The organism is Mycobacterium sp. TH-M11, from assembly GCF_057473725.1.
This window is the reverse complement of record NZ_JBYCLD010000065.1, coordinates 1-13,379: the sequence shown is the minus strand read 5'-3', so window position 1 is coordinate 13,379 and position 13,379 is coordinate 1. Positions and strand designations below refer to the sequence as shown.

Annotated in this window: 12 protein-coding genes; 6 read left to right on the top strand and 6 right to left on the bottom strand. The window is 66.3% G+C overall.

The features are described 5' to 3' along the window. The coding region (locus AC2VOG_RS02605) for a cytochrome c oxidase subunit I (RefSeq protein ID WP_486938357.1) at nucleotides 1-813 on the top strand (813 nt) is incomplete at its 5' end. Here AC2VOG_RS02605 and AC2VOG_RS02600 read toward each other — a convergent pair. The 4 genes from AC2VOG_RS02600 to AC2VOG_RS02585 form a co-directional block, all read right to left on the bottom strand. After that, nucleotides 806-1,666, bottom strand: a complete 861-nt coding sequence (locus tag AC2VOG_RS02600; protein WP_486938356.1) for a carboxymuconolactone decarboxylase family protein — start codon at nucleotides 1,664-1,666, stop codon at nucleotides 806-808. The genes AC2VOG_RS02605 and AC2VOG_RS02600 overlap by 8 nt on opposite strands. Nucleotides 1,667-1,673: 7 nt before the next feature. After that, a complete protein-coding gene (locus tag AC2VOG_RS02595; protein ID WP_486938355.1) occupies nucleotides 1,674-2,558 on the bottom strand; it encodes a PE-PPE domain-containing protein in 885 nt (294 codons plus the stop codon). Nucleotides 2,559-2,644: 86 nt separating this feature from the next. Next, the gene (locus tag AC2VOG_RS02590) at nucleotides 2,645-4,018 is read right to left on the bottom strand and encodes a metallopeptidase TldD-related protein (protein ID WP_486938354.1); all 1,374 of its coding nucleotides are present in this window, start codon (nucleotides 4,016-4,018) and stop codon (nucleotides 2,645-2,647) included. Between the two features lie 58 nt (nucleotides 4,019-4,076). Continuing rightward, nucleotides 4,077-5,594, bottom strand: coding sequence for a TldD/PmbA family protein (locus tag AC2VOG_RS02585; RefSeq protein ID WP_486938353.1), 1,518 nt, complete (start codon nucleotides 5,592-5,594; stop codon nucleotides 4,077-4,079). 33 nt (nucleotides 5,595-5,627) lie between these two features. Here AC2VOG_RS02585 and AC2VOG_RS02580 point away from each other — a divergent pair, with 33 nt between their 5' ends. From AC2VOG_RS02580 to AC2VOG_RS02570, 3 genes are read left to right on the top strand one after another with little or no spacing between them, the layout of a single operon-like run. Next, a complete protein-coding gene (locus AC2VOG_RS02580) occupies nucleotides 5,628-6,503 on the top strand; it encodes a carbohydrate ABC transporter permease (protein ID WP_486938352.1) in 876 nt (291 codons plus the stop codon). Then, a complete protein-coding gene (locus AC2VOG_RS02575) occupies nucleotides 6,490-7,314 on the top strand; it encodes a carbohydrate ABC transporter permease (protein ID WP_486938351.1) in 825 nt (274 codons plus the stop codon). The genes AC2VOG_RS02580 and AC2VOG_RS02575 overlap by 14 nt, the downstream gene beginning before the upstream one ends. Further along, entirely contained in the window at nucleotides 7,311-8,648 is a 1,338-nt protein-coding gene (locus tag AC2VOG_RS02570) for an ABC transporter substrate-binding protein (protein WP_486938350.1), read from the top strand. The genes AC2VOG_RS02575 and AC2VOG_RS02570 overlap by 4 nt, the downstream gene beginning before the upstream one ends. On the opposite strand, the gene AC2VOG_RS02565 is transcribed toward AC2VOG_RS02570, so the two are convergent. Together AC2VOG_RS02565 and AC2VOG_RS02560 are read right to left on the bottom strand one after the other, a co-directional pair. After that, nucleotides 8,626-9,486 carry a CbiQ family ECF transporter T component gene (locus AC2VOG_RS02565; RefSeq protein ID WP_486938349.1) on the bottom strand — a complete coding sequence of 287 codons (861 nt, stop codon included), beginning with the start codon at nucleotides 9,484-9,486 and terminating at the stop codon, nucleotides 8,626-8,628. The two genes, AC2VOG_RS02570 and AC2VOG_RS02565, sit on opposite strands and share 23 nt — an antisense overlap. Continuing rightward, nucleotides 9,483-11,570 carry an ATP-binding cassette domain-containing protein gene (locus AC2VOG_RS02560; RefSeq protein WP_486938348.1) on the bottom strand — a complete coding sequence of 696 codons (2,088 nt, stop codon included), beginning with the start codon at nucleotides 11,568-11,570 and terminating at the stop codon, nucleotides 9,483-9,485. The genes AC2VOG_RS02565 and AC2VOG_RS02560 overlap by 4 nt, the downstream gene beginning before the upstream one ends. 118 nt (nucleotides 11,571-11,688) lie before the next feature. Between AC2VOG_RS02560 and AC2VOG_RS02555 the strand changes: the two genes are divergently transcribed. Further along, on the top strand, nucleotides 11,689-12,177 hold the full coding sequence (locus tag AC2VOG_RS02555; RefSeq protein WP_486938347.1) for a MarR family winged helix-turn-helix transcriptional regulator: 489 nt from the start codon (nucleotides 11,689-11,691) through the stop codon (nucleotides 12,175-12,177). A gap of 195 nt (nucleotides 12,178-12,372) precedes the next feature. Beyond that, nucleotides 12,373-13,379 (top strand): ATP-binding cassette domain-containing protein (locus AC2VOG_RS02550; RefSeq protein ID WP_486938346.1); only part of this gene is annotated, 1,007 nt, incomplete at its 3' end.

The following is a 13,379-nucleotide window of genomic DNA, read 5'->3' as shown; positions in this document are numbered from 1 at the left end:
TTGTCGATCGCGGTGTGGGCGCACCACATGTTCGCCACCGGCGCGGTGCTGCTGCCGTTCTTTTCGTTCATGACGTTTCTGATCGCGATCCCCACCGGAATCAAGTTTTTCAACTGGATCGGCACCATGTGGCGCGGCCAGTTGACCTTCGAGACGCCGATGATGTTCGCGCTCGGCTTCCTGGCGACCTTCCTACTCGGCGGACTGACCGGCGTCCTGCTGGCCAGCCCGCCACTCGACTTCCACGTCACCGACAGCTACTTCGTCGTCGCCCACTTTCACTACACCCTGTTCGGCACCATCGTGTTCGCCACCTACGCCGGAATCTACTTCTGGTTCCCGAAGATGACCGGCCGGCTGCTCGACGAGCGCCTGGGCAAGCTGCATTTCTGGCTGACGTTGATCGGATTCCACACCACATTCCTGGTCCAGCACTGGCTCGGTGACTCCGGAATGCCGCGACGCTACGCGGATTACCTGCCCACCGACGGTTTCCAGACGCTCAACATCGTCTCCACGATTGGCGCGTTCATTCTCGGAATCTCGGTGCTGCCGTTCGTCTGGAACCTGTTCAAGAGCTGGCGTTACGGCGAAGTCGTCACGGTTGACGACCCGTGGGGCCACGGCAATTCACTGGAATGGGCCACCAGTTGCCCGCCGCCGCGGCACAACTTCACCGAATTGCCCCGGATCCGTTCAGAGCGGCCGGCTTTCGAACTGCACTACCCGCACATGCACCAACGGATACGGGCCGAGGCCTACGTGGGCCGCCAGAAATCCGCCGCCAAGGCAGCAATCCCGAACGTCAGCTGAACACCGTCTGACCGTTGGCGTCGAGCAGATAGTGCTCGGTGCCGCTCTCGACGCGAGGCGCATCGCCGGCCAACGCGACCGCGATCTTGTTGCTGGCGTTGCGCATCACGTCCAACGTCAACTCGACCGCCTCGGCGCCGGAGAAGTGCTCACGCACCCCGGCGGCGACGTCCGCGCCGATCGAGGCCGGCGACCAGATCAGCGCATCCGCGTAGCGCAGGGCCGCCTTGTGACGCTCGGTCAACTGTGTCGACTCCTCGAAGCGTTCGATGTCCTCATACAGCGTCTCGGTTCCGCCGGCGTTCAGCGCAGTCGTCTCGCGCAACGACTTGCACAGCCGGCAGTTGTGCTGGGTGGCACCGCGCAACCGCACCACCTCTGCGGTCAACGCATCCAGCTCACGCAACCGGGCCACCGTCGGCAGGAACGTGTTGAAGACCAAATCAGACGGATCGGTGGTGTGATCCCATGCAACCGAACCAGCCACCCAGCCCAGGTAGTCGCCGCCGACACCGAGCGCCTCCAGCCCGGCCCGTACGCGGGGCACGAAGTCCGCGATGTACATCTGCACGACCACGCTGAACGTCCTGTCGCCCAGCGCTTTCCACAACTTCGAGCGTTGCTCGCCGTTGATCGCCGAGACGTCGGCGCTGAACTGTTCGGCGAAATCGGCAACGACGTCATCGGAGGCCGGATCTGCCGCCGCAGGAAGCTTCGGCAGACCGAGAGTTTGTGCACACACCCGTCGAACGAGAGCCGTCAAGCGACCGTCGCCGGGCGATAGGGCCACCAGTCGGGTCACGTCGTCATGCAACACCACACGCCGATTATGTCGCGTGGCTGCCAATGGCATACCAAAATCAGGGGACGCTGATGCCAAGACTTCCCAGGGCGACGTCAAAAAGCGACTGCAGGAGATCAGCGGGATCTGCCAGCGTGAAATACGTGGTGGCGCCATCCGCGACACCGGCGGTGCCGATCGCGGTCAGTATCTCGGACTCGGGCAAGCCCCCGAGATAGACGCCGTGTTCGAAGAACCCCACAAAGTCTTGCCATAGGGCCCCGAGCGGGTTGGCTGCGAAATCTGCCGGCGTAGCGGTGTCGGCGAAAAAGTCGTTGGCGACGGTGAACACGTCGGTCGGGTAAAGGTCAGTCGGCGTGGTGACGTTGTCCAGATTCGACCATCCGAGCAGCGCGTCGATCTCCTGCCCGAACGAGGTCGCTCCCCAGGTGTCGAGGAACCCGGTCGGTCCCGACGGGGGGTTGGCGGCGGCATCGCCGATCAGGACGAACCGCAAATCCTGGAGCGGGATGTGGTCGGCGGCGAGTTGCTGTTCGGCCACCGAGGCGATGACAGCCGATTGGCTGTAGCCGAACACCGTGAGCGGGTCGGCCGCCGAGAAGTCGCCCGCGGTGTAGTCGGCTTCGACGGCGTGGACCAAGGTGTCCACGCCGGACGCGATGGACGGGCCGAAGTTCGGTGACTCTTCGGTAATCAGCGGGGTGACGGTGCCGGCATCCGAAAATCCGAGCGGCTGCAGGTATTCCGTCACGGCACCCGGAATGTATCCGGGGAAGGTGGTCGGATCGGGGATGAAGGTAGGGCTCATCACAATTGCGTGGGTCGAACCGTCGAGGAAATCGGCACCGGAGTCGGCGTGCGCCGCGAACACCGAACTCCAACTGGATGCCGCCACGCACGCGAACGCGACACCCACTGCGCGCAAGAACAAACCCTTGGACATCAGACCCCCCGATCGAGTATGTGACCTACGTCACGCTACCCAAGATGCGCGTGATCCGAACCTGAATCCGCCGCATCGCGGCGGGCTTATGTCGCTTGGCTCACCGAGGACATGTGAAAGTCGGGAATCCGCAGCGACGGCATCGCCGCGCGGGTGACCCAATCGCCCCACTCGCGCGGCAGCGTCCGCTCACTGACGCCGGCCTGAGTGGCCCGCCGGAGCAGATCCAGCGGGCTTTCGTTGAAGCGGAAGTTATTGACCGCCGCACGCACCTGGCCGTCCTCGATGAGGTAGACGCCATCACGAGTCAGCCCGGTGAGCAGCAGCGTGGTGGGGTCGACTTCGCGCATGTACCACAGCGTGGTGAGCAGCAAGCCTCGCTCGGTTGCCGCGATCATCGCGGCGAGTTCGGTGCTGGTGCCGGTCATCAGGATGTTGTCGGCGGCGACGGCGACCGGCGCGCCGAACTCCTCCGCGGCGGCGCGCGAGTACGCCAACGCGTTGATCACGCCGTCGCGGATCCAGTCGACCCGGCCGAGATTCATGCCGTTGTCGAACACCGACAGGGTCTCCGAGGAACTCGTCGCCGTCACGAACGGGGTGCAGCTCAACCCGGACGCCGCGGGGTCGGTGTACAGCGTCAGCGCAAGGTCGGTCAGCTTCTCCCCCACCCGCGTTCCGCCGGCCGGCGCGCTCAGCGCCGTGCGGCCCTCCTGCGCACCACGGCCGGTCATCGACCAGCCGAGGTAGATCATCATGTCCGCGACCGCCGAGGGCGGCAGAATCGTCTCGTAGCGTCCCGCCGGCAAGTCGACGCGCCGGGAAGCCCACCCGAGGCGCATCGATAATTCCTCGAGCAGTGAATCCGTCGACACACCAACGAAATCAGGGGTTCCGACGCCCGCCCATGCGCTGGCACCGTTGCGCTTGGCATTGATCTCCACCGAACCCGCGGGCTGGGCGTAGCGTCGCCGCAGTCCGGTCGAGGTCGCCAACAACGTCGTCTCCACGGTGTGCTGGGCGAAACCGTACAGCTGGTCTTTACCGCGGAATCCGCGGGCCAGCGGATCGGTGATCGCGGCGAACACCTCGGGGCCGGTCGACGGAAGCGCAGCATCCCAGTCGTCCGGCGCGGTGTTGCCACTCAACAGGGGTGCGGCATCGCGGGCTTCGGGTGCCGCGACGGCGGCGGCCTGCGACGCGGCCACCAATTCGGCGATCGCCGAAGGCTCCACCTCCGCGGTGGTCAGCGACCCCACCCGTGCGGTATCTCCTTGTCGCACAATAGAAATAACCGTGGTCTGCCGCGCCGTCGAAGCCCCATTGGTGGTCATCGAATTGTTGGCCCACCGCAGCGATGCGGTGGAGATATCGCTGACCAACACAATGGTGTCGGCGGCGCGCCCCAGGGTGGCCGCGGAGTCCAGCGCGATCTCGACGACCTGCTGCGGGCGGATCATATGCGCCGCTCCTCCTCATTGGCGCCGCTCCTGCGGCGCACGGTCGGGTCGCCGGCGGTCACAGGCCACCCTCCGTTCGGGTGTTGAGCACATTGACACCGCGAAACAGCGCCGACGGGCAACCGTGGCTGACCGCGGCGACTTGACCCGGCTGGGCCTTGCCGCAGTTGAACGCTCCGCCCAGGCGCCAGGTCGACGGGCCGCCAACGGATTCCATCGAATTCCAGAAATCGGTGGTGATGGCCTGATACGCCACGTCGCGCAATTGGCCGTCCAGGCGTCCACCGCGGATGCGGTAAAACCGCTGTCCGGTGAACTGGAAGTTATAGCGCTGCATATCAATTGACCAAGAACGGTCACCGACGATGTAGATGCCGTCGTCGACCCGGGCGATCAGGTCGTCAGTGCTGAAGTCCTGCGGGCCCGGTTGCAGCGACACGTTGGCCATCCGCTGAATCGGCACGTGATGCGGGGAGTCGGCGTACGAGCAACCGTTGGACCGGGCCTGGCCCAGCCGCGGCGCGAACGCGCGGTCGAGTTGATAGCCGACGAAGATGCCGTCGCGCACCAGATCCCAGCTCTGGGCGGCCACCCCCTCGTCGTCGTAACCCACACTGGCCAAACCGAATTCGACGGTGCGGTCGGCGGTCACGTTCATGATCGATGAACCGTAACGTAGCGTGTTGAGCTGGTCGGGGGTGGCGAACGACGTGCCCGCATAGGCCGCCTCGTAGCCGATGGCACGGTCGTATTCGGTTGCATGGCCGATGGATTCATGGATGGTCAGCCACAGGTTGGTCGGGTCGATCACCAGATCGGTCGGGCCGGCTGTGACGCTGGGCGCCTTGACCTTCTCGGCCAGCTGCGACGGTAGCTGAGCGAGCTCGTCGTCCCAGTTCCACACGTCGTTGTCGGTCAGCACCTCCCAGCCGCGGCCCATCGGCGGCGCCAGCGTGCGCATCGAGTCGAAGCCGCTGCCGCCGCTGTTGACGGTGACCGCCTCGAATCGGGGCTGCACCCGCACCCGCTGCTGGGTGATCGACGAGCCGGCGGTGTCGGCGTAGAAGCTCTGCTCTTTGACCGACATCAGGCTGGCCGAAACGTGGTCGATGCCGTCGGCGGCCAGCAGCCGGCCGGAGTACTCGTCGAGCACGGCGATCTTGTCCGCCAGCGGCACCGTAAACGGGTCGATCCGATAGCTCGACACCCAGCTGGCATCGGAGTACACCGGCTCGGACGCCAACTCGACGCGGTCGGTGTTGAGCGCGGCCAGCGTGCGGGCCACCGTCACGGCGCGGCGCGCGGTCTGGGCGGCAACGTCCGGCGACAGCTCGGCGTGCGAGGCGAATCCCCAGGTGCCATCGACCACCACCCGCACCGCCAGACCGAGGTCGCGGTTGAGCACCGCGGTCTCCAGCTCGCCGTCGCGCAACTGGATGACCTCGCTGACCAGCCGCTGAATCCGCAGGTCGGCGTGGTCGGCACCGGCCGCTGTGGCGGCGGCCAGCGCGGCGTCGGCCAACTCGTGGCGCGCCACGCCGAGGAAGTCGGCATCGATCCCCCGGTTCGGTGTCACGACACCACCGTATCGACCCGCTTTAATGGCGGTATGGGCGAGACCAGCAGACGCCGCTCGACCGCGCTGGGATACGGGTTGATCGCACCGAGCCTGTTCGGGGTCGTCGCCTTCATGCTGCTGCCGATCTTGGTGGTGGTGTGGCTGAGCCTGCACCGATGGGACCTCCTGGGGCCGATCGAGTATGTCGGAGGCCAGAATTGGCGGTCGGTGCTGAGCGACCGGTCGTTCGGCAACTCGCTTCTGGTGACCTGTTTGTTCGTGGCGATCGTGGTTCCGGTGCAGACCGTGCTCGGTTTGGCGGTCGGGGCGCTGCTGGCCCGGGAGCTGCCGGGCAGCGGGGTGTTCCGCACGATCTACGTGCTGCCCTGGATCAGTGTCCCGCTGGCGATCGCGGTGCTGTGGCGCTGGATTCTGGCACCCACCGACGGCGCCGTCAGCACGGTGTTGGGGCACCGCATCGAATGGCTGACCGATCCCGGGCTGGCACTGCCGGTGGTCTCGGCGGTGGTCGTGTGGAGCAACGTCGGCTATGTGTCGCTGTTCTTCCTGGCCGGCATCCTGGCCATTCCCGGTGACATCCATTCCGCGGCGCGCACCGACGGCGCGACGTCCTGGCAGGGGTTCTGGCGCATCACGCTGCCGATGCTGCGCCCGACGATGTTCTTTGTGCTGGTGACCGGAGTCGTCAGTGCCGCACAGGTTTTCGACACGGTCTACGCGTTGACCGGTGGCGGGCCGCAGAACCGCACCGATCTGGTCGCGCACCGGATCTACGCCGAGGCGTTCGGGGCCGCGGCCGTCGGCCGGGCTTCGGTGATGGCGGTGGTGCTGTTCGTCGTCCTGGTCACCATCACCGTCGTTCAACACCTGTATTTCCGTCGCAGGATCAGCTATGACCTCACCTAGATCGCTCTCGGCGGCCATGGTTTACGTTGCCCTGGCGGCGGGCGCGCTGATCACGCTGGCCCCGTTCGGTCTTGGTCTGCTGACCTCGGTCACGTCGGCGCACCAGTTCGCGACCGCTACGCCGTTGAGCTGGCCGCGGCCACCGACGCTGTCCAACTACTCGAGCCTGGCCGGTCACGGGTTCGGTCGCGCACTTGCGGTGACGACCCTGATGACCGCGACCAGCTTGCTCGGGCAGCTGACCTCGTCGATATTCGCCGCGTACGCCTTTGCCCGGCTGCGGTTTCCCGGCCGCGACGCGCTGTTCTGGGTGTATCTGGCGACGCTGATGGTGCCGGGCAGTGTGACGGTCGTCCCGCTGTACTTGATGATGTCGCAGCTGGGACTGCGGAACACGTTCTGGGCGTTGGTGTTACCTTTTGTGTTCGGATCTCCCTACGCAATCTTCCTGCTGCGTCAGCACTTCCGCACGATTCCCGATGATTTGATCAACGCGGCGCACCTCGACGGCGCCAACACGCTGGACGTGATCGTGCACGTCGTGATGCCGTCCAGTCGGGGCGTGATCGTCACCCTTGCGCTGATCACCGTGGTGTCGGAATGGCACCATTTCCTGTGGCCACTGATCATCACCAGCGGCACCAAATGGCAAGTGCTGACCGTGGCGACGGCCGCGCTGCAGTCCCGCTACAACGCGCAGTGGACGCTGGTGATGGCCGCGGTGTTCGTGGCCGTCGTGCCACTGCTGGTGTTGTTCCTGATCTTCCAGCGGCACATCGTGCGCTCGATCGTCGTCACCGGACTCAAATGAGCAGGCTCCGGTTCTCAACGCGAATCTTGTTGGCCTGGACGCTGGCCGCGGCGATGCTGGCCGCCGGCGCAGTGCTGTTGGACGTGACAGCCCGACCGCCCACCGGCAAAACCGTGGTGACCGTTCGGCTATGGGACCAGCAGGTAGCCCGGGCGTACCGATCGTCGTTTGCGGCCTTCATGGCGGCGCATCCCGACATCGACGTGCAGACCGACGTCGTCTCCTACTCCACCTACTTCAACACGTTGCGCACCGACGTCGCCGGCGGCACGGCTGACGACATCTTCTGGCTGTCCAACGCCTACCTGGCCGGCTACGCAGACAGCGGTCGCCTACTGGATGTCGGGGCAACCTTGGGCTCGGGCGCCGTGTCGACGTGGGCACCGTCGGTAGTCCAGCAGTTCACCCGAAACGGCAAGCTGTGGGCCGTTCCGCAACTCACCGACGCCGGTATCGCGGTCTACTACAACGCCGACCTGCTCGCCGCCGCCGGAGTCGACCCGGCGGTGTTGACGACGCTGCGTTGGAGCCCCGGCGGCGATGACACCCTGCGGCCGCTGCTGTTGCGGCTCACCGTCGACAGCGACGGACGTTTCGCGGGCACACCGGGTTTCGACTCCGACCGCATCCGGCGGTGGGCGTATAACGCAGGCAACGACGCGCAGGGTATTTACCTCAACTACATCGGGTCGGCGGGCGGAGTCTTTCAGGACGGCGATCGGTTCGCGTTCGACAACCCCGCCGCCGTGGAGGCCTTCACCTATCTGGTCGGGTTGATCGACCGCGACCACGTATCCCCGCCGGCTTCGGACACCAACGACAACGGCGACTTCTCTCGCAACCAATTCTTGGCCGGGAAGATGGCGCTGTTCCAATCCGGCACCTACAACCTGGCTGTGATCGCCGGGCAGGCCACCTTCCACTGGGGTGTCGCGATGCTGCCCGCGGGCCCGAAAGGCCGGGTCAGTGTCACCAACGGCATTGCCGCGGCGGCTAATTCTTCTTCCGCACATCCCGACGCGGTACGTCAGGTGCTGGCCTGGATGGGTAGCGCCGAAGGTAACCGGTACGTGGGCGCCCAGGGCAGCGCCATTCCTGCGGTCACCGCCGCCCAGAACGCCTACTTCGATTACTGGCTGCGCGAAGGCGTCAACGTTAGACCATTCTTCGACGTGCTCGACGGCCCGCGTATCGCCGCTCCCGGCGGCGCAGGCTTCGCCGCGGGCAACCAAGCGATCAAGCCCTACTTCGACGAGATGTTTTTGGGCCGCAGCGATATCGCGACGACGCTACGGCTGGCTCAGCAGGCCGCTAACGCGGCCGCACACCGCTGACGCCGGTGCGAATCTCGAGCGCGACGGCGGCAGCGCACACCGCGACCGTAACTGCGAGCGCGATCCAGTCGGCTCTTTTCGGCCGCGACGGAACAGCCGAAATCTGGCCGATACCGCCGCGCGCGGCGATGGCGTCGCCCATCTCATCGGCCCGCCGCAACGTCACGACCAGGGCGGCGGCGATCAGGTCGACCGCTTCCCGGGCGGCACGCCGCCGGCGTGCCCGGCGGGTGTGCGCGACCCGTTTGGGCCGCATCCGGCGCGCGGCGTAGAGCACCCGAAATTCGTCGATCAGCATCGGGAATGCGCGCAACGACAGCGCGATCGTGGCGGCCCACTCGTCGACAGGTATCCGCAACCATCGCAGCGGTCGACCCAAAGCGGCCACCGCAGGGGCGATTTCGGCAACATTGGTGGTCCAGGACACCATCGCTCCGAGGCCCAGCAGCACCAACGACAAGGTGGTGATCCGCAAGAAGTTCAGCAACCCCCCGAGCCCGATCGAGACGCCGGCCAACTGAACAACGGGACTGCCTCCCGCGAAAGCGGCGGATACCGCGCCGAGCACCAGCAAGATCCACAGCCAGCGCGGCACATCGGGGAGAGCGCCGCGCGGGATGTGGGCTAGTTTGGCCGCCGCCAACACCAGCGCGGCCACCAATCCGATCGCGATCCAGCCCGGAAAGAACGTCAGCAGGATCGAGATGCCCAAGACCGTCAGCAATTTGGTACCGGCCCACAGATCGTGTACCACGGAGTTGCCGGGTACCGGACGCAGCAGCACCACCGAACGCGACGGCCTGCGTTCGGACCGTTCCTCCGGTTGTGCCGCTGTCACGCCAACCCCGCTGCTGTCGTCGGGACCGCCTGCAGCACACCCTCACGAAGATTCAACGTGTGTGGGCAGAGATCTTCCAAGCCGACGAAATCATGAGAAATCACCACCACGGTCAGGCCCTGCTCGCGGCGCAACTCTTCGAGCAGACGCACCAGCCCGCGCTGTGTGACGGCATCCAGGCCCGCCAGCGGTTCGTCGAGGATCAGCGCGCGCGGCGAGCGAGCCAACAGGCCGGCCAGGACCACTCGGCGCATCTGGCCGCCGCTGAGTTGGTCGATACGGCGGGTGGCCAAGCCGCTGTCCAATCCCACGACCCCGAGCGCGTCCACGACGCGGTCGCGCTCCTTGGGTGAAAAGCCGGCGGCCGAAGCGACTTCGAGGTCGACCCGGCTACGCATCAGCTGCAGTCGCGCCGCCTGGAAGGACAGCGCAACCGCGCCGACTTGTTCGTAGGTGGGCCGGCCATCGAGCAGGCAGGTGCCGGTGGTCGGAACGGTCAGCCCGGCCAGGATCCACGCCAGCGTCGACTTGCCCGAGCCGTTGCCGCCATGGATCAGCAGGCCTTCACCCTGGTGCGCCGCGAAGCTGACGTTGCGCAACGCCGGCTTGGCCCACGGAGTTCGGCTGTTGTATTCGTGGCTGACGTTGTCGACTTCGAGGATCGCCGGGCTGGCCTCATCGCCAACCATCGGGGCGTTCACCGGCGCGGCAACCGTGTCGACCATGCTGGTGTTGTCACCGGACTCACTGAGATTTATTGTGCTGTCCGCAGATTCGGCCTCGTTGTGGTAGTGCGTGATGTGCACGACAGCCGTACGATGACGCCGCTTCAGGCCGGAGAGCACGCCCAGTAACGCGTCTCGGCCCTCTTGGTCGACCATGCTGGTGACCTCGTCGGCGATGAGCATCGCCGGTTCGCGCGCCAGCGCGGCCGCCACCGCCAGCCGTTGCAGTTCGCCGCCGGAGAGACTTCCCGTGTCACGTTCGGCGTGATCTTCCAGGCCGACCTCGCGGAGCAGTGCCGCCACGTCGGTTGTTGTCCCCGCAGGCAGACCCCAGACCACGTCGTCGGCAACCCGGGTGCCCAGCACCTGCGATTCCGGGTGCTGCAGCACCACAGCCGTTCCGCCCATCCGGCCCAGACCGACCGACCCGGGGCGTTCGATGCTGCCCGACGTCGGTGCGCGTCCGGCCAGCACGAGCATCAGGGTGGTTTTGCCAGAGCCGTTGGCTCCGGTGATCGCCAGATGTTCCCCGGCCTTGACCTCGAGATTCACCGGACGCAGCGCGTCGTGGTCACTGTTGGGGTAGCGGAAGCGAACTTGTTTCAGCCGCACCGGGACCGGGCCGACGGGCGCCGTGTCGACCGCCTCGTCCAGCTTGTGCACATCGGGTACGCCGCGCATGCGGTCCAGCACCCGGGACAGCGCCCACCATCCGATCAACGAGACGACGACGATCGAAACGGTACCGTTGACCGCGATCAGCCACGGCCAGTAATGCAGCGCTTCGGCGAGCAACCATTGGAGCCGTCCCGCTGACCATTCGAGCCCGGCCCCGAGGCGGGGGCTCATCGGGAACGGATGCTCGACCGTAAAGCGCCCGACCGACCTCAGAACCGCCGCAATACCGTTGACGTTTGCCGTGATCGCGTCGAAGATCAGGTGCCGCAGCCGGGAGAGCAACGCCAGCGCCGCGACCACGACCACGTTGAACAGCGCTCCGGCGATCAGGGACACCACGACGACCGTCCCGGTGCCGCGACCCCGGCGTTTGACGACTCCGGTCAGCCCGCCCACGTAGGCGCTGTGGCCAACCGTCATCACACCGCCCAATCCGGCGATCAGGAACGCGATCAATCCGGCGGCGACTGTGCCGGCGACCAACACCCGGAACCGGTAGCGATACGCCAGCAACCCCATCGGCACGGTCCCCAGCAACGCCAACGCACCGGCGAACGGTACGACGATGGAGATGATCGCGGTAGCCGCGCACAGCGCCGCCATGACCGAGGCCTGCGCAAGTTCACCGGGACCCATCGGGCGGGACATATGCGCACCGCTCAAGGGGCGAGACGCGTTCATTTCACCAATTCTGCCAATTAATTTCGGGAAACCCTCGTGAGAAGGCGCACTTGTACCTGCCAAGACTGAAATAGTCCGGTTCGTGGTCTAGATAGCCTGGCTATGCAACGATATACGCATGACGCCATCTGCAACCGCTGAGCGAGGCCCCGCCGAGGAGGCTGTCGCCGGTTTGGGCGCGGATCTGCTCGCCGTCGTCGCCCGACTCAACCGCTACGCCACTCAACGCATCCAGATGCAATTGCCGGCCGCACAGGCCCGCCTGCTCGCGACGATCGACGCCCACGGCGAGGCACGCATTTGCGACCTTGCCGCGGTGGACCACTGCTCGCAGCCGACCATGACGACGCAGGTGCGACGTCTCGAGGACGCAGGCCTGGTCACCCGCGCCGTCGACGCCACCGACGCCCGCGCCGTACGCATCAAGATCACCGCCGAGGGCTCGAAGACGTTGAATCGGGTGCGAGCCGACCGGGCCCGCGCCATCGAGCCGCAACTTGCCGACTTGGCCGACGCCGATCGGCAGACTTTGGCAAACGCCGTGACCGTGTTGCGCCGTCTACTGCAAGACGCGCAGGCCGTCCCGCGAGCCGGTGGATCCCGCTAACCACCGCCCCAACACTGCCCAACCTGCGCCGACGACCTACGGTCGAGCTTCGGCGCATGATGGCAACTGGATAATGGAGTCTCGACTCAAGCAACTGGGCGAGCAAGGAGGGTGGATGTGTCGTCGGCGACATTCGGCTCCCCTTTGATCGTCTGGCTCGGCACACACAGGTACGTTTTTCCCCCTAATCGCGACGTGACCATCGGGTCCGACGGTGGCGCTGACATCCAGCTCTACGGGCTTGGCGGGTTGTCCGAACCCCAGGTTTTGCTGCACTTCAACGGCAGCCAGTGGATCGCCGTCGACCGAGGCGAAGCCGGCATGTACGTCGACGGGGTGCGAATGTCGACGGTATTCATTCACGAAGGTCGCACGATCACGTTCGGCGACCCGCAACACGGGCCGCGGCTGGTGTTCCAACTCCCCGCTCCGCCGGTTCCGCCGCCGACGCGCCCTCAAGCACCACCACCGCCTCCACCACCTCCGCCGCACAGGCCGGTCCCGCAGCCACCGCAGCGCCCGCTGCCACATCTGCCACATCCGCCACCGCCGCTCCCACAGCCGCCACAGCCGCCACAGCCGCCACAGCCGCCGAAGCCGGCGATCCCGGCCAGCGCGCCGAGCGTGAACTGGTGGCGACTTTTCGGCCGGATTTTCGCCGTGGTTGCACGTTCGCCGAAGCACGCCGACTCCAACGAGACCGCCCCCGCCGCCACGCACGAACCGGCCGCCGCCCCGAAGCCGGGACCGAGCAGAATCGCGGGGCTGCTTGAGGCACGCCGGGTGCGCCTCAGCGTCGACGGCGAGCAGGCACTGACGGATCTTTCGTTCACCGCGTCGCCGGGCACAATCACCTCGGTGGTCGGGCTGTCCGCGGCGAGCACCTCTGCGCTGGTCGACGTGCTCACCGGCGTCGTGCAGCCGAGCATGGGCGAGGTCGACTTCGATGGCCACGATGTCGCCGACGACACCGTTCGACCGCACGTCGCAGTGGTACCGCGGCACGACTTGCTGCGCCCGCAGCTGACTCTCGAGCAGGGACTGCGGTACGCAGCCGAATTGCGTTTGCCACCAAGCAGTTCTCAGGATCAGCAGCGCGAGGCCGTGCGATCGGTGCTCGCCAAGCTGGAATTGACCGCGCTGCGGACTGCCAAGGCGGGCACACTGACCGCCGAACAACGCAAACGCGCGTCCATTGCCGT

Bases quoted from the DNA above. Each gene is read 5' to 3' on its own strand.
- AC2VOG_RS02590 (WP_486938354.1), bottom strand. From the start codon at position 4,018: ATGATCCGCCCGCAGCAGGTCGTCGAGATCGCGCTGGACTCCGCGGCC.
- AC2VOG_RS02575 (WP_486938351.1), top strand. From the start codon at position 6,490: ATGACCTCACCTAGATCGCTCTCGGCGGCCATGGTTTACGTTGCCCTG.
- AC2VOG_RS02580 (WP_486938352.1), top strand. From the start codon at position 5,628: ATGGGCGAGACCAGCAGACGCCGCTCGACCGCGCTGGGATACGGGTTG.
- AC2VOG_RS02555 (WP_486938347.1), top strand. From the start codon at position 11,689: ATGACGCCATCTGCAACCGCTGAGCGAGGCCCCGCCGAGGAGGCTGTC.
- AC2VOG_RS02560 (WP_486938348.1), bottom strand. From the start codon at position 11,570: ATGAACGCGTCTCGCCCCTTGAGCGGTGCGCATATGTCCCGCCCGATG.
- AC2VOG_RS02595 (WP_486938355.1), bottom strand. From the start codon at position 2,558: ATGTCCAAGGGTTTGTTCTTGCGCGCAGTGGGTGTCGCGTTCGCGTGC.
- AC2VOG_RS02600 (WP_486938356.1), bottom strand. From the start codon at position 1,666: ATGCCATTGGCAGCCACGCGACATAATCGGCGTGTGGTGTTGCATGAC.
- AC2VOG_RS02570 (WP_486938350.1), top strand. From the start codon at position 7,311: ATGAGCAGGCTCCGGTTCTCAACGCGAATCTTGTTGGCCTGGACGCTG.